Genomic DNA, 18,426 nt, shown 5'->3' with positions numbered 1-18,426 from the left:
AAAGCTAAATGACTTGTGAGTATTATATACCCAATACTTTCAAAGATTATTAAATGGATTTTGGATTAGCATTAAACCACACGAATGATTTTTGCGGTTTTAGTTGATGATGTAACAGTAATAGGGTTGTTCCAGATGATTTTAACTCCTTCAGAATGAATGGTAGTACCGTATAAGCGGATATTAGCTTCTCTAGTGACGGTTATATCAATAGTACTGCTAACTGGGACTGTATATCGGATTGGAGTTATTTTTTTATAATTTACTCCATCACTCATGAGTCTTGTAGCAAACGTCGGTAGGATGTGACATATCCCCAATTTGTCATCATTAAATAATTCACTTGGTTTTTGTTCAGGATAGCATATTCGATCTAAATAAGAATAATATCCACTAGACCCAAATGAAGTACTTATAATAACTCCATTACCAATAACATAGTCCGTAAATAGGAGTTTACTATTCTTATTACTCCTCTTGTCGACCTTTTTACTGGTAATAGAAATTGAATATCTAATACAACCTGCAAAAAGTCCACGCTCTAAATAAACATCTGTCAATACACTAATTACTGGGGAGGCGCTGTGTCGTACATCCAACATTCTTCTTTCGGTAACTACATAGTTTCCTTTCGCAATACTTCTCAAGGTCTTTGTAAGATTTTGTAGAGAGATTTCAGCTAGTCTACTTTTACTTCCTAAAATTTCATCAGTAGGAACGCCAATAAATAACATCGGAATAGACAATTTCCTTCCATAGTGAGAAAATGTTCCATCTCCACCAATCACTAATGCAATATCCGGATCTGTTTCTGAAATCTTCAGGTCTAGAGAGTGCAATATTTTTTGGATTTTTTCTGCTTGAACTTTCGGCCGAAGTGGGTGGACACATATTTTGAATTTCAAATGCTTTAGACTTCAAGACTGGATATTTTATACCTTCTATAAAAATATCCGATTATTAGATCGTCCCAATATTATCCTACATTGGTTAGATTGATAGATGATAATTTTACCTTTAATAAATTTGATTGATTCAACTCTTTTTGATTCAACTCTTTGATAGTCTTTTTTCTAAAATACATTTGTTAAAGGGTCAGCCTAAAATAATGTTTTAATAAACATATGTAAATACACTTATTAGATCTTGATAGGTAATGGGGGACCTTAATGAAGATTCAAATGGTAATAAAGATAAATTAATCGAACATTATGATTCGATTTTAAGGGAAAGCTCATTATTAACTACCGTTGCGGGTATCCTGTTTGGATTTTTATTAAATATTTCTGTAAATTCTCCTGCCGAGTTTGGTGAAAGTAATAAAGTGTTATTGTTACTCGCTTTGTTCTCCATAACTGTTGCTACGCTTTTATTTAGTATGCCCGTTATATACCATCATTTCCAATATCCATATAGAAAATTCGAAAAGTTTCAATTACGTAGTCATCGATTCATCTTATTTGGGATTTTCCCATTTTTCATCACTCTCTACATATGCTTATCCTTGGCTATCCTGATCTTAATTCGAAGTTCATTCATTGATTTTTTTGGCAATATTTACGCCTTTAGTTTTACATTTGCGTCGGTCCCATTCCTAATTCTCATCTTATTGTATATGAAAAGAAAGTGAAAAATAATATTCAATACTATTATCAATGGAATAGAAAAAGGATGACCTATAGGATTATCGACTGGAAACATGATTTTAGATTTACCATTGTCTTTTCATACGGCATTAGACAATATGATCGTTACCAATCACACTCTGATGGCTTTCTTCCGTGTTTATGTAAGTTTTCGTACAATATGTAAGAAAACTTTATATTATGTAATATACATTACATATATTGCGTTCTACATGAATAAAGATATAATACCAAGCGATTGGATCAGCCGATTCTTTGATACAGATTTCGGAAGACCTTGGAGAAGAGGATTAGACACAAGAGATCTTTTTGCGGATTTCGATGATATACATGAAGAAATGAATAGAATGTTTGATGTATTTAACAATATATCAAACAATGCACCAAAGGAACTTGTCAGAGAATATGAAACAAAAGAAGGCGGCAAAGTTAGAGAAGTGGGACCTATAGTATATGGATATTCGATGACCATTGGACCTGATGGCAAACCACAGGTAAGGGAATTTGGAAATCTCAAGTCCTTAGGTAATAGCAATATAAAAAATATAGGAGGACAAGTAGATCAATCATCGTCTCAAATATCTGCAGAAAGAGAACCTTTAGTTGATGTTAATACCACCGAAAAAGAGATCAAAGTTGTAGTTGAAATGCCAGGTATCAAAAAAACAGACATTCAAATAAAAGCATATGATTCTCAGGTTGAGGTAACAACTTCAAAGGACGCTCAAAGAAAGTACCACAAAAATATAGACGTTCCAGAACAAGCAGATCTCGAAACTGCTAGATCAGTTTACAACAACGGTATATTGGAGATAACTTTCGACAAAAAGAAAGTCAACAAACCAGCAGGTAAGGCAATTAAAATAGATTAGTATAAACCAATCTTTCAATCTTCTTACCTTTTATTTTTTAGATAACAGCCACCATTCATCATATTACCTAATTTCTAATATTCTAATGAATCATATAGCGATTGAAACAGTTATTCGTTACCAAAATAATATTCTCTAACCTTATACATCTAATTCTCATAGACATACATAAAACTCAAATCATCATGTTGAATGCAAAGTTGATTTGTATAAGCATTTAATGAGATATATTATATTTACTTCAATTACAAATATCTATTATTGCAGATCAATCAAGAGTCTTGGAAAATGAAACCTTTCCATAAAACTTAATTTATCTATTAATAGAAACTTGGAATATACTATAAAGGTAATATTTATTTTTACAATTTTAGCTGTATTAACACTTATCATTTATGCAGGCATATCCATTTCATTGTTTGACTCCCATTTAAAAGAAAACATCAAAAAACTATCCATTATTTCCAAAAATATGTCCAACAATCAATTTTATTTCGATCAGACAAAGAATCTGCCTGCACCTGTTCAAAGATATTTTGAATACTCTTTAAATGAAGGACAACATTCTATCAGCAATGTAAAAATTAAGCACGAAGGGGTATTCCGACAAAGTGAAAATCAAAAATGGATGCCCATTAAGGGAGAAGAATACTTTTCAACAGAACTACCCGGGTTGATATGGATAGGTAAAATACAATTATTGCCATTCATTTGGTTAACAGGATTAGATGAATTTATTGAAGGAAAAGGTAATTTTAAGATAAAGTTAATGTCTTTTCTCACAATTGCTGATTCCCCTCAAGGCAAGAAATTAGACGAGGATGAACTAATGCGATGGCTTGGAGAGGCACCTTTATTCCCTACAGCACTCTTGCCAAGCAATTATCTTAAATTGGAAGAAATTGATTTGAACTGTGCAAGAGCTGTAGTAAACCATGCAGGACTTACACTCAATTTGACATTTTATTTTAATGAAAAGGGAGAGATTATCAAGATGGAAGGTGATCGCTTCAGATCCAGAAGTGACTCATATGTAAAAGAGAGATGGGCAGGTTACTATTCTAATTATACTAAAATAGAGAATATGATGATCCCCATGGTCCTTGAAGTAGCTTGGAATACTCAATCTGGAAATTTTAGTTATGCAAAGTTTAACATAAAAGAAATATTTTATGACCGTCTTTCAAAATTTTAGATAACAAACATCTTTAATAAGAGTAACAAGAGTTTTTATCAAACGTAGCGAAAAGTTCGATATTGTTTCCTTCATTAATTGGAATATTTCTTTTATCTGTATAATTTTTGTATACCATCTATGATTTCTCGATTTTGGATAAGGCTCAAGTCAAAACGATCCTAATTCAAATTACGTCCTCCAACAATTTCTAAAGAGGCCCCAGAAAAATCGATAATTTGCAATCTGATCTTGATTCTAAAAATTTGCCTGAACCTGACAATCTTGATACTTGGAAGAAAAATATATCAAGAGAAAGCACTTGATCAGGCGAGAATATAAGTATAATTGGACGCTTATTAAGGAATGCCACAGGTAATTCAAGGATATGTAGCTGGCACGCCAGAATCAAACATAACGCTATCCAGGTAAATGACTTCTTAACAGAACATCTTATTGGATGACAATATTTTTGTAAAAAATTATGATTGTACTAATGAATTGGTATTATTGGTAGATAAAATGCGCAGGTCCAAATTTATTGATATCAGGAATTGATAGAATAGTGTATTTTTAATAAACACTACTCTATGTTTTTTTGAATCATTTTTTTGAGGTAGAATTAAACACGATAACCAAGGAATGGTCTTTTGGCAAAGCTTCTTTTGATTTGATGTTTAAATCTGCAAAAAGAGAACTAATTAGTGTACCGATATATAACGAACCCTTTCGACCAGGTTATGTTGGATTCTAAATTCTATTTTCCCGTCGACTTGAATAACTTTATTATTAAAATTGGATGGAGAAAACCTAACTTTAATACATCTACAATACTTTCTATATCATTTTTTCCGTGAATAAAAGAAATTGCATCCCCTCATCCCTGTATAACATGAAGTCTTTGCTGCTTTTACCAAATCTTCGTCTGAAATATGTTCGAAGATATTTCGCACAAACGGTTTTTGAAAAAAAACAAACCCTATATCACTTACAAATTGATCCAATGATACATGTTTTCCAAGTATATTGTTTATTATTGCTGATCCTGTTTTATCTTCAGTGGACGCCTGAAATTCAATTTTCTAATAGATTTCAGTTGTATACGTATTGCGGTATCTGTAGTCGAATTTTTTGACATTCAGCATATAACTACGGTGCCAGACGTTATTATGCATTGTTATGAGGCAGATAATCTTTAGACTAATTGGTGCTTCTGAAAACAATTGAATTGTTATAAATTAGAGATACTTCTAAATCTGTATAATATAGCATCTCCGGCGGATTACTGAATAAATACATTATTCAATACCTGATGTAATAGAATGCATTCATTGATTCATGAATAATTTGAGATATCTAATTATCGGCTGGGGACTTTCAGTTCAAGTCTACTTTTGAATAACTCTACATGATCTGGACGAGAACTTCAAACGGTATTGGCTTTCGTCCTAAAATCGTTTCGACTATTTTTGAGATTTGCCTCATAGGTCCCTCTCTTATAATCCTGTAGAAATCAAGTATATAGTCTACCGATTCTGATTAGAATCCTGCCTTTATCAGTTCTGTCTTTGCTGTTTGCTCGGTTATAGTAACATAATTAATGGGTTCGCCTAGTATTGCTTCAAGAATGTCAGCAAAGTCATTACAATTAAGCAGTTGTCCACCCGTTATATAATAAATCTTATTGTAGTGTTTATTGGATTTTTCATGAAGGATTCTAGCTGCAACCTCCGCCACATCTCTAATATCTACAAAGCTAGATCTTGCATTTTTTAAAGGAAGATAAAAGGTCTTTCCATTTATCGAAGGTCTATATGACACCTTTATGAAGTTCTGCATATAGTAGTTAGGTCTCAAAAAAGTAAATTGAAGACCTGATTCTGCAATTATCTTTTCAGCTTGTCTATTCTTCATTCCTCCATACGTAATAGGACTCAAATTTGTCCCCATATCTGATAATTTAACAATGTGTTTTACTGATTTGGTTTTTTGTGCTTCTGTAACAATTTTTTTAGTTACATAAGATATTGAGATACGGTGTTAGCAAAAAGATTTTTTCGATACCTTCCAGTTTATCGTGGCTAATGGATTCTAAATTATTGTAGTCCATGTCAATAAATTTGATTATACCTTGATCTCTGAAAGCGTCGATATTACGACTCACTAAATGATTAGGACAACGAGTCGATCTAAGAGATATACAGAATTCATTATCATACAAAGATAGAATATTTACAAGATGTTCTCCTACACTTCCAGTTGCACCTGTAATTAGTATTAGTCATTTTAGATATAGGTATAAATTAACATGACTGGATTACATCGATAGCGAAGCGTAGATAATGGAGACCTGACTATGAGTATGAGTATGAGGCTGCCTCAAGGAAAACCTGTTCACTCCAGATACAATTTATATTTAATAGTATCGTTTATTCGTTCTTTTGAGCATTTTTCAATTTGTTTTTTACCTGCAGGAATATTACACAAGAATCTTAATCTCAGGCTATACTGTACAATCACATATTATGCGATGCTTTGTTTTATACATATTTTTTTGTTATACAATGTAAAACAACATTTGTTATACAATGTAAAACAACATTTGTTATACAATGTAAAACAACATTAGTCAAAATTATATTATGGCAACAAGTAATAATTTTGTTGAATCAGAATAAAGCGACTAAATTGATAGAAAACGGTTCAAAAGAGTCTAGACTATCATTATATAGTAATTCAAATCTACATATACAATTTTGTGACAAAATTGATAAGAAGGTAAAATTAAAACAAAAGGAACTTGTTGCCCCCTTACCATTTTTAATATTCTCGATGTGTGCCTTAATCATGATAATTAGCCTTTCTGTTAATTATACTAGTTTAGAGCCGGCAGTTGTTTTAGCCCAAGAATCAACCCGAATTGAACCAAATGAAAATGCTGCAACTGAAAATAATAGTGATAATGAAACTCCGTTGCCTACAATTTCGGTTAACGATAAAAATAATGTGGCTAAAATCAGTAAGCAGGCAGCAAACAAAGGTAATGATAATTCGACGAGGCTCATAACGCTAGTTACAGAGGATGTCGAAATTGATATCGCTCCGGGAAAAAAAGTCAAAGCCTGGACATTTAATGGAACGGTACCAGGTCCAACTATAAGATTAGCAGAAGGTGAAAATGTGACTATCAAATATATAAATAAATCTCCTATACCACATACAATTCATTTTCATGGTAATCACGATGATGTAAATGATGGAGTAATTCCTCAAGTGATGCCTGGACAAACGTATCTATATAACATAACAGGTGAACCTGCAGGTGCATTGATGTATCACTGCCATGCTCCTCCAACGTCTTTGCATATTAGAATGGGTATGTATGGAGCCCTAATAGTTGATCCTTTAAATAAACAACAAGTTGCCCCTGCAAAGGAGTTTGTGATGGTCATGGGTGAATATAGTCTTAAAAATCAGATGGGATTTGAGGCCGACTATTACATGATAAACGGATATGCTGATCAATATGTACACAATCCACTTGAAATCAATCAGCAAGACCTTATGCGTATTTATTTGATTAATTTGGGTACCACAATACCTGCGTCATTCCATCTTCATAGTACTACCTTCTTAACTTACCCATCAGGCCTATGGGCTAATTCCCCTATCTACTCTCAAACTGTCTCAGTAGCACCAGGCGATGCATCAATAATCGAAGCCAAATGGAAATACCCGGGTAACTATTTCTTCCATACTCATGGAATTCAAGAAGAAAAGGGAAATATGGGACAGATAAAAGTATTTGATCAGAATGAGTTATCAGAAGGACTCAATTCAAGAGTCGGCAATGATAGTAATACTGCTACAAATTCCAACCTCCCACAACAACAATCCAACAACACCTCAGAACAATTAACAGAAAGTGTATCGATGTTTAATTGGCAATATGAACTGCAAAAAAAACTACAAAATCCAATAATAGTCGCACAGTCGGATCATAAAGGAATAGACAAAGCAGAAAAAAAGATAATGAAAGAAATGGATGAAACAAAAAACATCCAAAAACAAGGTGAAGACCTTTCTCTAGCCGTAGACAAGACTTTGGCAACAAACATCACAGAATCAAACAATGTAAATTCCAATTCTAGTCAAATATCAATAGTTTCAGGCTCTTCAAGTCCAGATAGTAAGATTTTTTATGATCCTCCTAATGCCGAAGTTCAAGTAGGTACAGAGGTTACTTGGGTTAATAACGACACCAATATGCCCCATACAGTGACATCGGGTAATTCAGGTACTGGTCCTACAGGAGTATTTGATTCTGGAATCTTGATGGGTGATGGCAGTTCGTATAAACACGTTTTTGATAAGGAAGGAGAATTTGAATATTACTGTACATTACATCCATGGATGATAGATAAGATAATCATAAAATGAGTAGTGGATTTGGTCTAGGATCAGACTTTTCATTGGAGAATATAGATCCCATGTGCCATAAGAACAGAGTTGCAATTAAAGCAATGCTACTACAATCGAATATCAATTTGAGTAAGTCGCTGATAATTATTGTCATGAGCATGTTCCTTATCGTAACTACAGCAATATCTTCTAACACCGAACCCTCCTTTGCACAACATCATGGTGCACCACCTCCAATGGCAACATTAGGAGATCGAAGCATCTCTATGAATCTCACAATCGAACCAAAGAAAATAATTTCAGACCAAGATGCTCAGCTAACTATGCACCTGATGGATCAGAAAACAGGACAATTAATCCAACATGTTACCTATAGACTAACTATATCAAATAGTGATCAATTAAAGCTCTCTGAATTCTTTCATTCGCACACAGGTGACTTGACAATTTTAGCTCGAGACAGCGATTCACCGCACTTGATTGTTGGCGGGACGTTTGATGTACTGACCAACGCTATTGTTCCTGATCCAGCGGGCAAGATAGTCGTTAAGGGACCATTATTTTCAGAAGCAGGTGAATATGAAATAGATGTAGAGATTACAACCGTTGATAATGATAAAACAGATCTCATGGTTCCGCTAGTTTATCATTTTGTTGCAAATAGCAGCAGCAACAGTGTATCAAATTAACCTCTACCTAAAATTGTGTCGCCTTTGACACTATGATAGACCTAATAATTGTGATTGGATTAGTAATTGATGTAGTTGCAGCATTAATGATGTATTATGGTAAAATATTTAGGCCCACAGAAACCATTGAACAGATTTCAAAACATAGTGAACATGAAATAAAACACAGAAATTTAATTAAGAATTCTCTTGATTTTATTCCAAATAAATCCGGGAAAATTATCTTAAAAGTAGAGGAATTAAAGGAAGCAGATAATGTTCAAACTCTGGTAAAAACTATCTCATATTTTCAGTAGAAGACAATGGTCCAGGTATTCCAGCAGATAAAATGGAAAAACTATTTCACAAGTTCAATCAAATCGACACTGCTCTTGCAAGGAAATACGGTGGAAACGGCTTAGGTTTAGTAATATATCGAGATATAATCGAGGCACACGGTGGTAAAATATGGATTGATAAAGAATATAATCATGGTGCAGCCTTTAGATTTACAATACCTTTTTAAACCGAGAAGAATTCGGTTATAATAAAGATACAACGAGTCCTGATATGTCGTCATCATCATCATCAGTAACACCTATTTCCCGAGTTCTTATTATAGATGATAATGAGGATATAACTGAGTTGATAAAAGACTACCTCGAAACAGAAGATATAGAATGTAAAATAATTAATAGAGGGATAGATGGCTTAGATGAAATACGAAAGAAGGATGGATATTATGATGTAATTTTATTGGATCTGGCCATGCCAGAATTTAGCGGATTAGATGTTTTTAACAAACTAAAGGAAGAGAATATGTTAAATTCAAATAATGTAATAATATTTACTGCTTCATCCACGCAGAACAGTGAAATAAATGAAATGATGAATGGTGGTACTAAATACATCTTAAGAAAACCTTCCTCCATAGATGAAATACTCGATGTAGTTACAAGATTCACAATCAAAAAATAACTTCATCATATATCTTAATCTCACAAGATTAGTTACAAGATATGCAATATTTATGTATAAATTTTATAAATTGGCTAATCAATGTTTTAGGTTTAAAGGCAAGAGAATAAAGTCGATCTAGATATGAGAGTGATTTTCCCCAGGTAGTCTTTTCCAAGATTAACCCAGGTGAAGCACCAAGCCTAAATGATGCAAGGAAAACATCCACAAGTATGTATATAATATTATTTACTATCATGCAAATGCAATAATTATTTCTATTCAATTAGATGCTATAGAAGATAGCCTGCTAACTAGGCATACGGGTTCAATTCCATTTTGATACTCACATTTATCCATATATTAAATCGTCAAATGTTAAATAGAGAATTTTCGTTTAGGAGGATAACAAAGATATGTCACGTCAAAATGAGGAGGATCAAATAAATAATGATAATGGCAATCATAAAAAAAGATAAATCAGTAAAAGTATTTGACTGGATTAAGGCAGCCAAGCTAATCAAAGAATACCACATTCAGAATGCTAGTGTAGGATTTGACCTTTCAGGGAGGGGAAAAACTTTCACCATTTTGAAAAATGGAAATCCAGTGAAAAACAATAATTATATGATACCGTTGTTTGATGGAACCAATCCCGTTCTAATAGACAATGACAGAAGAGAAACAATGAATTGTTTTGTTGTGATACACGAAAATGATGACATTAACCCCATTAACATACACCCATTTGAATCAGACAAGAAGATGATATCGTTAAAATGGCCAATGGAGGCTCTCGATATTATTAACAGGCCATTCTATCGCAAGGATATCCAAGAAAGCAAATACTTCCAGCTTCTCATGACTAATCCTATCTTCTATTTTTGGCCATTGTTAGGATTTGTGTGACTAGGATAAACTCCAAATTCAGATAGAAAAAATGGTCATAAAGGAAAATTTGAATACAAGATAAAAGATGATCTTTTGTTGTTGTCAATCTCACTTCCTATTAATAAACTATCATATAATTCTCATTCTCTAGAATGAGAGTAGCTTTTATGTACCTTCAAAAACTCCTTTTTTTATTGGATAATAAAAATAAAATTTCAAATATTCAAATACTCTTCGCTATTGCTGGCATATTATTTTCATCAGGAGTCGTTTCTTTTGCTTTATCTAACGATGTATTTGCACAAACAAATTCTTCTGAAGGTCAACCAAACATCAACGCAGAAAGTATCTTTAATACCAAAACAATGACTTTGGGCGACAATATAAAAAATCTCGTTATTCTTATCCCAAATGAAGGTCATCATGCTGCTGGTGAAGACAACGAAGCTCGTTTCTTAGACCAACACTTTGTCCCAGAAAATGCAATAGTTAACACTGGAACTACAGTACAATGGTTTAATGGTGATGCTGGCCATGAACGCGCTATAGATGTAAAAGATGCTAGTGGTAATACAGTATTTAACACCGGAGAAATTATTGATAGTCAAGCATCTCCACCATTTACATTCAGTAATCCCGGTGTCTTTAACTATGAAGCAGAAGGAGACCCAGGTGTAACAATGACTGGCTCAGTTACTGTAGGTAATATACAACCACCCGTAACAACATCCTCTAGTTCAGACGCTGCAACAACTTCAAATTCTAGCAATATTGACACAGTCGGTATTCTGATGATACCAACGCAAGATATTGGCGAATATATTACACAGATAACAGGTGCAGGAATTACTGTCGATAACACATATGACTTTAAAGACTTGAGAGGAGGGCAAGAAGGAACAGGAGATACACAAACATTAATTGTATGGACTACAGGTGGTAAAGATTTAGGTCAAACACTTTCATCCTTAAGCGGCCTTTCATCTGAATTACCATATAGTTAATCTAAAATTCTTTCTATTTTATTAAGTACTCTCTATCAATTAGTTATGTAATGTGATAATTGAAAGAACCCACGTCCGAAAGACGTAGATTCGAGTCTCGAACTTCTTTTACAACTTGACTTTTAGACCAAATAATTTAAATATTTAATTGATATTGTAATTCTATGACAAAAATTCGCATAGCCACATTTAATTGTGAAAATCTATTTGCTCGCTTTAAGTTTAACAAGGATGTTAAACCAGAGGACGCCGTTATTGATGGTTGGCTTGCAGACAGAACTAACTTTACGATAAATAATGAGGAATCGAAAAAACTGACTGCTTCGGCAATAAAAGAGACTAAAGCTGACGTAATTGCATTACAAGAGGTGGAGAGTTTATTGGCCTTGCGTCGATTTAGAAACAAATATCTCAAGCAAAAAGGTTATGATCATATCATGGTATTGGATGGTAACGATCCGAGATTCATAGATGTTGCAATTATGAGCAAATACCCTTTAGAGAATATTGATACTCATGTGGATGAATGGAACAAAGAAATAAGATGGTATACCTTTTCACGGGATTGTCTAGAATGTGATGTTGTTCTACCAGATAATAAACGGATAAGATTATTTGTAAATCATTTTAAATCAATGTTTGATAAAAATGATCCATGTAATGGCAGGAGTAATTCTCACAGAAAGAGACAGATTCAGTCTGAAAGAGTCAAGGATCTGGTAGAAGACGAATTTCCTAGTGGGGATGGTAATTATATTATATTAGGAGATCTCAATGATTATCTGGAAACCGATTCTCAAGGAAAAACAGGCATTAACGAAATTGTAAATTGGAATAAAGTTGAAAATGTAGTAAAAAGATTACCCTCTGAGGACCAATGGACCCATTATTATGCAGGTAATTCGCAATGTGGACATCCAAAAACCTACAAACAACTAGACTACATACTTTTATCTAAGACATTGGCGGATGTGAATTTATCTTCTATACCAAAGATTATTCGCAAAGGGCTTCCGTTAAGTGCTGATAAGTATACAGGCCCCCGATTTGAAGGCATAGGTCAAAAAAAGCCCAAGTCATCAGATCATTGTCCAGTAGTAATTGAAATCGACGTCTAATTATCTATCACTTTATTTTCATATTCTCACACTATATTCTATCCCAATTTGAATATTCTTGAATAAAATGTAAAACCAGGGGTAAGTTGCGATTTTTAAGAAGGTATACTTTTTTTGGCTGGAACCCATGTCTGATAGACGTAGATTCGAGTCCCAAATTCGTCTGGTTTATTTTTTGTATTCTTTAGATTTAACAGGTTCTTTCCTTTTGAGAAAAATTATACTATGAAATATTGCAGAATTGTCTTAATAAACTCTGATATTTAATAGACGTATTATAATATGTACATCAAATATTGTCTATGCGAAATAACAGGTCAAATCAAATGGCAGTGCATATCGGATGTTACCAATAGTAGATCAATATTTGTTATTCATTCAATCCCTTTTTTCTATAGAACAATGCAATCACCGAAGTACCCACAAATGTTGCAGTCCAGTACAACCATAGATCGGTCCATACTCCAGATAACACTGCTGGACCTAATGAACGAGCTGGATTCATTGATGCACCTGATATAAAAGCCAAAAATAAAATATCTAATCCAACAATCCCTCCAATAACGATACCTCCGAATCCTTTCAAACCTTTTGTATAAACAACAGTCAATATCACCGCCATCAAAAGGGCTGATGCCAAAACTTCTATTCCAAATATCAAAGGTAAAGGATATGAATAATTAGGGGCGTTTGCTCCTAGATTAGCCTCATTACCTATTACAATACTTACAAAAAGACTTGCTAACAAAGCACCGACAATCTCCGCTAAAAGGTACAAAACAAGTAGCTTTCTTGTGATGTGCTTTGTTATCAAGAATCCTAACGATACTGCAGGATTAAAATGAGCCATAGAAATTTTTCCAAAAAGATATACACCTATTGCAACACCCACGAAAGGAGCAAATGCAATGAAGGGTATACCTAAAACACCATTTAACTTTGCATCAATAACTACTGAACCTGTAGCTAAAACAACAACAATAAAGGTTCCTATGAGTTCTGCGACAAACTTCTTTTGATTAACAGTTAGTTTATCGACTACAGATTCAAAAGTAGATTCCTTTGACATGAAAATCGATTATTGTCAGAATATCACTTTAATCGAACTAAATAAACAGCATTTTAAATTGGAATTTTATTGTCTCTGGCTGAATCAATTATTTCCAATACTCTTTTTTCAATTGCATCTCTTATTTCTCTAACTTTCTCTATTGGTTTGTCTTTTGGATCTTCTATACCCCAATCTATAACTTTTGGTATGAATAAAGCAGGACAGAATTTATCATCCATGCAACCCATGTTGATAATACTTGTTGCATTTCGCATCATGTCTTCTGTCAAATCTTTGGGTTTTTGTTTGCTAATATCTATTCCAGCCTCTTTCATCACCTCTACTGCAATAGGATTGATTTGAGAAGTAGGAACTGTACCAGCACTAATAGTTTCATAGCCTTTTGGAGCATATTTTCTAAAGAAACCCTCAGCCATCTGACTTCTTCCAGCATTTTGAACACATACAAACAGGACAGTTTTTTTTGCATCATTATGATCTTTTTTGCCAAATGAAAATTTCATCTAAATCACTTCTCTCGCTAATCGTTTTACTCTTTAACAGCCGTGATGGAGATACTAGTAATTTGTCTTTTTTCTGGATTTTCTTGGTCACTGTCTTCACTTAATTCCATATATAGTTTCTCATCTAGTATCTCAATGTTGGTAAATCCAGCTTTTTTAATACTAGTAATGTAGTGTTCTTTTGTTAATGCACCATCTATACAACCACACCAACTGTCTGTACTAATAGAATCGGCATCTATTTCTCTAGATGTAACTAAATCGGATATAACCATTTTTCCTTTTCCTTCTGATTTCAGAATTCTGTAAATTTCTCTAAACGTACTTTCCTTGTTTGTTGTCAGATTAATTACACAATTACTTATGACTAAATCAACAGAATTGTCCTTAACAGGTATTTCTTGTTCTATATCACCTTGTCTGAACTCGACATTTTTATATCCATGTTTTTCAGCGTTTTCTCTTGCTTCTTTGAGCATATTTTCTGTCATATCAATTCCAATGACCTTTCCACTTTCTTTCACCAAATTAGCGGCGAGAAATACGTCGATGCCTGCCCCAGAACCCAGATCAACTACTGTATTTCCTTCTTTAATATTACCAAATCTAGTAGGATTTCCACATCCTACTCCCAACACTGATGATTCCGGAATTAGATTCAATTTGTCAGCGTCATATCCAACAGCTTTTGATGATTCAAATGGTGAACTGAGAATCTCAGATGACTTACCACAGCAATCACTAGAGGGCACACAACAAGAATTGGAATTACCATCTAGAGCAATTTTTCCATACTGCTCCTTAATTTTTTCTTTTAGATGTAATTGTTTATCCATAAGTATAAGTTTACTAGAAAAACTATTTAAATTGGTAAGAGAAATTGGGTAAACTAAGTGAAATTACGGAAACCATAGGAAAAATTGTCTAAAAATAAAAAAGGGTTTTCTCTGTATGCACTCATACTCTTTTGGTTTGTGTAGAAAGTTCATAGTCTCATATTCAATGCTTGACAGCCTTTACAGTTATGCTAGTTATATTTCCGGTCTTCTTTTCAATGTCCTCAGTATAATCCTCTACTATGTTACCTGGTCTTTCTTCTAAGATCTCAACGCTGGTAAAACCTGCTTTTTTAATACTGTCCAAGTAATTATCTTTTGTTAAAGCTCCGTCAATGCAGCCGCACCAATTAGCCTCATTGATTAACGTCTTTTCTACTTCTCTGGAGGTCACTACATCCGATATTATCAAATTTCCTACTCCATTTGGCTTTAAGATTCTATGAATTTCTTTGAAGGTATTGACCTTATCTTCTGTTAAGTTGATAACACAATTGCTTATTACTACATCGACGGAATTATCCTCTACTGGAATTTTTGCCTCGATGTCACCCTTTCTAAACTCTACGTTCTGGTACCCGTGAATTTCGGCGTTCCTTCTTGCCTTCTCTAACATCGCATCTGTTATATCGATACCAATGACCTTTCCTTTGTCTTTGACAATATTTGCGGCTATAAATACATCAATACCTGCTCCAGAACCTAAGTCGACTACTATATCTCCCTCTTTAAGAGGCGCAAAGGTAGATGGATTATCACAACCCAAACCTAGGATAGACGACTGAGGAATGGATTTCAAATCGTTTTGATCATACCCTACTGTTTTAGACGATTCTATGGGTGATATCAAAGCCTCGTTAGTACCGCAACATCCTGATGACGTAGAGCAGCATGATAACGAACCCTCCGCCAATGCTATTTTTCTGTATTGCTCTTTAATCTTGTTTTTTATGGTTGATTGTTTACTCATTACCTTTAGTTTACCAAGTAAACTATATAAATTGGTAAGAGTAAAATAGTAAAGTAAGTGAAATTACGGAAACCAAAAGAAAACGTACCTAATAAAGCAATACTAAAATCATCGAAACTACCAAAACTTGAGGACGATAATAATCCTTGTAATTTCTATGGTTATGATATTGAAAGTTTAATGAAAGAAACGTCTCAATTGAGAAATATAATTACTAAAAGAGGAACACTTGAAATATTGATACCTTTATGTTGTTCTACTGATCCTGTTAGATATATCACATTTAGAAAATCAATGAAGGGCTTTAGCAGTAAAACTCTAACAATACGCTTAAAGGAATTAGAGAAGAGTGGTATTCTGAACAGACAATCATTTAATGAGATTCCTCCCAGAGTAGAATATCGTCTTACCCCTAAAGGACAAGAACTTGTAGGATCCATTATCAATCTGTTACAATGGATGAGAAAATGGTCGAATAAATAAATAAGTTATACTCCCATTGATACTAATTTCATATATCTAGGCAAAAAAATAAGTGTGTAAAAAACCACTCACTTTCATGAAAAGGAATAGAGTTTGTTTTATTGGCAGCCGGAGCAGTTTTAGGTGCTTATATTCGTTATAAAATTACCTCTTTTCCTTTAATTCTAGGAATAATAGGTTCAAACGTATTGATTGTAAACATTATAGGCAGTTTCATTCTCGGTATATTTTCTATATTATTAGTCAATTGGAATCTCGACCAAAGGTACTCTTTTTTAGTAGCAATTGGATTTTGCGGGTCTTTAACTACGATGTCGTCCTTTGCTCTAGAAAATATTGTAATGATAGAAAATAAACAAATTCTAAACATGATGATTAATACAATTGCAAATGTAGGACTGTCCTTCTTGGCTCTTTATGGAGGAAGAATCTTAATAATTCAATTGCTGCAATAAAACCTGTTAATAATGACATTAAAAGAAATGATATGTCTTGCCATTCGTATAAAGAAAAATGATAATGTAAATGGAAAAAGACTTGAGAAAACTATTATAGATTTTTTGATGAAATCAAATGTTTTGGGCGCTATAGTTTGGTTAGGAATAGACGGATTTGGTAGAAGAGGAAAATCAACTGTTCATTTAGAAGGATTAATGATAAATCAGCCTATGATGATTGAATCAATAGATGAGAAAGAAAAAATAGAACCTTTGTTATTACCACTAAAACAGATGATAGGTGATAATGGCTTTATTACAATTCATAAGGTTCAAGTAGTCTAATTAAGACTCGTTGAATTCTTTAGAATCAATTTTACAAATATAATAATAGAATATGCTAATTATTCCAAAATTTCAATGCTTTCTTTATAATTTCTTTTGGGTCATTTGATATAATACATTTTAATCTTGTTAGGACATCAGTCAATGAACAATAGCGATGGATGTGTTTGCCATGATTCTCTATTCAGTTCTGGGTGGAGTTATTGGATTCATTGGAGGAATGGTTGGACTAGTTCTAGGAGTAATAAGATTTCCGTTTATTTTAGAAGCTGAAACTTCAGCATCAATTACGGCTGGAACGAATCTTTCTATAAGTACACTTGGTGCAATATCAGGTGCAATAAGTCATTACCGCCAAAACAACATTGATTTAAAAATTTTTCTAGTAATCGCATTCTCTGGAGCATTAGGTGCATTTGTTGGGTCCTTTTTGACCAATTTAGTATCCATTGTAATCCTCCTAAGCATAATCATAATTATTGTATCGTATGAGGCAATTGATTTGATGATAAAGTCTGGAAAAGTTGGGAAAAAAGCGTACAAGAATAGTAATACCAATCTAACAGGTTCATGGTCAAATAATACTAGCCTAACTGCAGCAGATTATGATTCAAACAAAACGAGAGTAGACTATATCAACAAAAAGCAAAATATTGAAATAATCAAAGAAATGGTGATCGGATTAGCTGTTGGTCTCCTTGGCGGAATGGTGGGACTCGTATTGGGAAGCATTAGAATGCCTGCTATGATATCTATTCTAAAACTTCCCGCAAGAATTGCAATAGGAACTAATCTGGCTTCATCAGCATTTATGGGAACAGTAGGAGTAATAGGACACTTGATAAATAATAATATAGATTTTGTCATCCTAACTTTAATGGGTCCAACTGCTATGCTAGGAGCATTTTTGGGATCAAAGTTTACTAACAAAATAAATGAGTCAACTATGAAGTTTATGATTTCAATAGTTTTGATCGTAATTGCAGTCTCTATGTTCTTGAGAGTTTTAGGGTTGATCTCTACGTAAT

At 33.5% G+C, this 18,426-nt stretch carries 22 protein-coding genes; 16 read left to right on the top strand and 6 right to left on the bottom strand.

Features of this window, described 5'->3' with window-relative positions:
• Window positions 1-71 precede the first annotated feature (71 nt).
• On the bottom strand, window positions 72-905 hold the full coding sequence (locus tag AB0A59_RS15550) for an NAD(+)/NADH kinase (protein WP_458745245.1): 834 nt from the start codon (window positions 903-905) through the stop codon (window positions 72-74).
• A 251-nt stretch (window positions 906-1,156) separates the two neighbouring features.
• Here AB0A59_RS15550 and AB0A59_RS15545 point away from each other — a divergent pair, with 251 nt between their 5' ends.
• From AB0A59_RS15545 to AB0A59_RS15530, 4 genes are all read left to right on the top strand, one after another.
• Window positions 1,157-1,630 carry a DUF6328 family protein gene (locus AB0A59_RS15545; RefSeq protein ID WP_458745243.1) on the top strand — a complete coding sequence of 158 codons (474 nt, stop codon included), beginning with the start codon at window positions 1,157-1,159 and terminating at the stop codon, window positions 1,628-1,630.
• A 228-nt stretch (window positions 1,631-1,858) separates the two neighbouring features.
• Window positions 1,859-2,518, top strand: a complete 660-nt coding sequence (hsp20, locus tag AB0A59_RS15540; protein WP_458745241.1) for an archaeal heat shock protein Hsp20 — start codon at window positions 1,859-1,861, stop codon at window positions 2,516-2,518.
• Between the two features lie 331 nt (window positions 2,519-2,849).
• Window positions 2,850-3,713 carry a DUF6920 family protein gene (locus AB0A59_RS15535; protein ID WP_458745239.1) on the top strand — a complete coding sequence of 288 codons (864 nt, stop codon included), beginning with the start codon at window positions 2,850-2,852 and terminating at the stop codon, window positions 3,711-3,713.
• Window positions 3,714-4,290: 577 nt separating this feature from the next.
• Window positions 4,291-4,446, top strand: a complete 156-nt coding sequence (locus AB0A59_RS15530; protein ID WP_458745237.1) for a hypothetical protein — start codon at window positions 4,291-4,293, stop codon at window positions 4,444-4,446.
• Between the two features lie 785 nt (window positions 4,447-5,231).
• Here AB0A59_RS15530 and AB0A59_RS15525 read toward each other — a convergent pair.
• Entirely contained in the window at window positions 5,232-5,699 is a 468-nt protein-coding gene (locus AB0A59_RS15525) for an NmrA family NAD(P)-binding protein (protein WP_458747628.1), read from the bottom strand.
• 657 nt (window positions 5,700-6,356) lie between these two features.
• Between AB0A59_RS15525 and AB0A59_RS15520 the strand changes: the two genes are divergently transcribed.
• The 8 genes from AB0A59_RS15520 to AB0A59_RS15485 all read left to right on the top strand — a co-directional run bounded on the left by AB0A59_RS15520 (window position 6,357) and on the right by AB0A59_RS15485 (window position 12,752).
• Window positions 6,357-8,132: a multicopper oxidase domain-containing protein gene (locus tag AB0A59_RS15520; RefSeq protein ID WP_458745235.1), complete on the top strand. Its 1,776-nt coding sequence runs from the start codon at window positions 6,357-6,359 to the stop codon at window positions 8,130-8,132.
• A complete protein-coding gene (locus AB0A59_RS15515; RefSeq protein ID WP_458745234.1) occupies window positions 8,129-8,803 on the top strand; it encodes a hypothetical protein in 675 nt (224 codons plus the stop codon). Before AB0A59_RS15520 ends, AB0A59_RS15515 begins: the two co-directional genes overlap by 4 nt.
• Before the next feature lie 32 nt (window positions 8,804-8,835).
• Window positions 8,836-9,099 carry a hypothetical protein gene (locus AB0A59_RS15510; RefSeq protein WP_458745232.1) on the top strand — a complete coding sequence of 88 codons (264 nt, stop codon included), beginning with the start codon at window positions 8,836-8,838 and terminating at the stop codon, window positions 9,097-9,099.
• Window positions 9,100-9,131: 32 nt separating this feature from the next.
• Complete coding sequence (locus AB0A59_RS15505; protein WP_458745230.1) at window positions 9,132-9,308, top strand: ATP-binding protein; 177 nt, start codon at window positions 9,132-9,134, stop codon at window positions 9,306-9,308.
• A gap of 44 nt (window positions 9,309-9,352) precedes the next feature.
• Window positions 9,353-9,760, top strand: a complete 408-nt coding sequence (locus AB0A59_RS15500; protein WP_458745228.1) for a response regulator — start codon at window positions 9,353-9,355, stop codon at window positions 9,758-9,760.
• Window positions 9,761-10,189: 429 nt separating this feature from the next.
• Window positions 10,190-10,648: a hypothetical protein gene (locus AB0A59_RS15495; RefSeq protein WP_458745227.1), complete on the top strand. Its 459-nt coding sequence runs from the start codon at window positions 10,190-10,192 to the stop codon at window positions 10,646-10,648.
• 176 nt (window positions 10,649-10,824) lie between these two features.
• Window positions 10,825-11,634, top strand: a complete 810-nt coding sequence (locus tag AB0A59_RS15490) for a cupredoxin domain-containing protein (protein WP_458745226.1) — start codon at window positions 10,825-10,827, stop codon at window positions 11,632-11,634.
• 164 nt (window positions 11,635-11,798) lie between these two features.
• Window positions 11,799-12,752 carry an endonuclease/exonuclease/phosphatase family protein gene (locus AB0A59_RS15485; RefSeq protein ID WP_458745225.1) on the top strand — a complete coding sequence of 318 codons (954 nt, stop codon included), beginning with the start codon at window positions 11,799-11,801 and terminating at the stop codon, window positions 12,750-12,752.
• 370 nt (window positions 12,753-13,122) lie between these two features.
• Here AB0A59_RS15485 and AB0A59_RS15480 read toward each other — a convergent pair whose 3' ends face one another.
• The 4 genes from AB0A59_RS15480 to arsM (AB0A59_RS15465) all read right to left on the bottom strand — a co-directional run bounded on the left by AB0A59_RS15480 (window position 13,123) and on the right by arsM (AB0A59_RS15465) (window position 16,133).
• Entirely contained in the window at window positions 13,123-13,821 is a 699-nt protein-coding gene (locus AB0A59_RS15480) for an MIP/aquaporin family protein (RefSeq protein ID WP_458745223.1), read from the bottom strand.
• 53 nt (window positions 13,822-13,874) lie between these two features.
• Window positions 13,875-14,327, bottom strand: coding sequence for an arsenate reductase ArsC (locus AB0A59_RS15475; protein ID WP_458745222.1), 453 nt, complete (start codon window positions 14,325-14,327; stop codon window positions 13,875-13,877).
• 26 nt (window positions 14,328-14,353) lie between these two features.
• Window positions 14,354-15,163, bottom strand: coding sequence for an arsenite methyltransferase (gene arsM / locus AB0A59_RS15470; RefSeq protein WP_458745220.1), 810 nt, complete (start codon window positions 15,161-15,163; stop codon window positions 14,354-14,356).
• 163 nt (window positions 15,164-15,326) lie between these two features.
• Entirely contained in the window at window positions 15,327-16,133 is an 807-nt protein-coding gene (gene arsM, locus AB0A59_RS15465; RefSeq protein ID WP_458745218.1) for an arsenite methyltransferase, read from the bottom strand.
• A gap of 57 nt (window positions 16,134-16,190) precedes the next feature.
• Between arsM (AB0A59_RS15465) and AB0A59_RS15460 the strand changes: the two genes are divergently transcribed.
• From AB0A59_RS15460 to AB0A59_RS15445, 4 genes are all read left to right on the top strand, one after another.
• The gene (locus AB0A59_RS15460) at window positions 16,191-16,616 is read left to right on the top strand and encodes a winged helix-turn-helix transcriptional regulator (RefSeq protein ID WP_458745216.1); all 426 of its coding nucleotides are present in this window, start codon (window positions 16,191-16,193) and stop codon (window positions 16,614-16,616) included.
• A gap of 101 nt (window positions 16,617-16,717) precedes the next feature.
• On the top strand, window positions 16,718-17,071 hold the full coding sequence (locus AB0A59_RS15455) for a fluoride efflux transporter FluC (protein WP_458745214.1): 354 nt from the start codon (window positions 16,718-16,720) through the stop codon (window positions 17,069-17,071).
• A gap of 12 nt (window positions 17,072-17,083) precedes the next feature.
• A complete protein-coding gene (locus AB0A59_RS15450) occupies window positions 17,084-17,398 on the top strand; it encodes a DUF190 domain-containing protein (protein ID WP_458745213.1) in 315 nt (104 codons plus the stop codon).
• Window positions 17,399-17,570: 172 nt separating this feature from the next.
• Window positions 17,571-18,425: a sulfite exporter TauE/SafE family protein gene (locus tag AB0A59_RS15445; RefSeq protein ID WP_458745211.1), complete on the top strand. Its 855-nt coding sequence runs from the start codon at window positions 17,571-17,573 to the stop codon at window positions 18,423-18,425.
• The last annotated feature ends 1 nt before the right edge of the window (window position 18,426 follow it).

This window comes from Candidatus Nitrosocosmicus sp. T (assembly GCF_054408485.1).
Note: the sequence above shows the minus strand (reverse complement) of the source record. Positions and strands in the feature narration are given on the sequence as shown.

Excerpts from the sequence above, each read along its gene's own strand:
- AB0A59_RS15545 (WP_458745243.1), top strand. The coding sequence starts at position 1,157 with ATGGGGGACCTTAATGAAGATTCAAATGGTAATAAAGATAAATTAATC.
- arsM (WP_458745220.1), bottom strand. The coding sequence starts at position 15,163 with ATGGATAAACAATTACATCTAAAAGAAAAAATTAAGGAGCAGTATGGA.
- hsp20 (WP_458745241.1), top strand. The coding sequence starts at position 1,859 with ATGAATAAAGATATAATACCAAGCGATTGGATCAGCCGATTCTTTGAT.
- AB0A59_RS15515 (WP_458745234.1), top strand. The coding sequence starts at position 8,129 with ATGAGTAGTGGATTTGGTCTAGGATCAGACTTTTCATTGGAGAATATA.
- AB0A59_RS15510 (WP_458745232.1), top strand. The coding sequence starts at position 8,836 with ATGATAGACCTAATAATTGTGATTGGATTAGTAATTGATGTAGTTGCA.
- AB0A59_RS15505 (WP_458745230.1), top strand. The coding sequence starts at position 9,132 with ATGGAAAAACTATTTCACAAGTTCAATCAAATCGACACTGCTCTTGCA.
- AB0A59_RS15495 (WP_458745227.1), top strand. The coding sequence starts at position 10,190 with ATGATAATGGCAATCATAAAAAAAGATAAATCAGTAAAAGTATTTGAC.
- AB0A59_RS15450 (WP_458745213.1), top strand. The coding sequence starts at position 17,084 with ATGACATTAAAAGAAATGATATGTCTTGCCATTCGTATAAAGAAAAAT.
- AB0A59_RS15445 (WP_458745211.1), top strand. The coding sequence starts at position 17,571 with ATGATTCTCTATTCAGTTCTGGGTGGAGTTATTGGATTCATTGGAGGA.
- AB0A59_RS15485 (WP_458745225.1), top strand. The coding sequence starts at position 11,799 with ATGACAAAAATTCGCATAGCCACATTTAATTGTGAAAATCTATTTGCT.
- arsM (WP_458745218.1), bottom strand. The coding sequence starts at position 16,133 with ATGAGTAAACAATCAACCATAAAAAACAAGATTAAAGAGCAATACAGA.
- AB0A59_RS15500 (WP_458745228.1), top strand. The coding sequence starts at position 9,353 with ATGTCGTCATCATCATCATCAGTAACACCTATTTCCCGAGTTCTTATT.
- AB0A59_RS15480 (WP_458745223.1), bottom strand. The coding sequence starts at position 13,821 with ATGTCAAAGGAATCTACTTTTGAATCTGTAGTCGATAAACTAACTGTT.
- AB0A59_RS15475 (WP_458745222.1), bottom strand. The coding sequence starts at position 14,327 with ATGAAATTTTCATTTGGCAAAAAAGATCATAATGATGCAAAAAAAACT.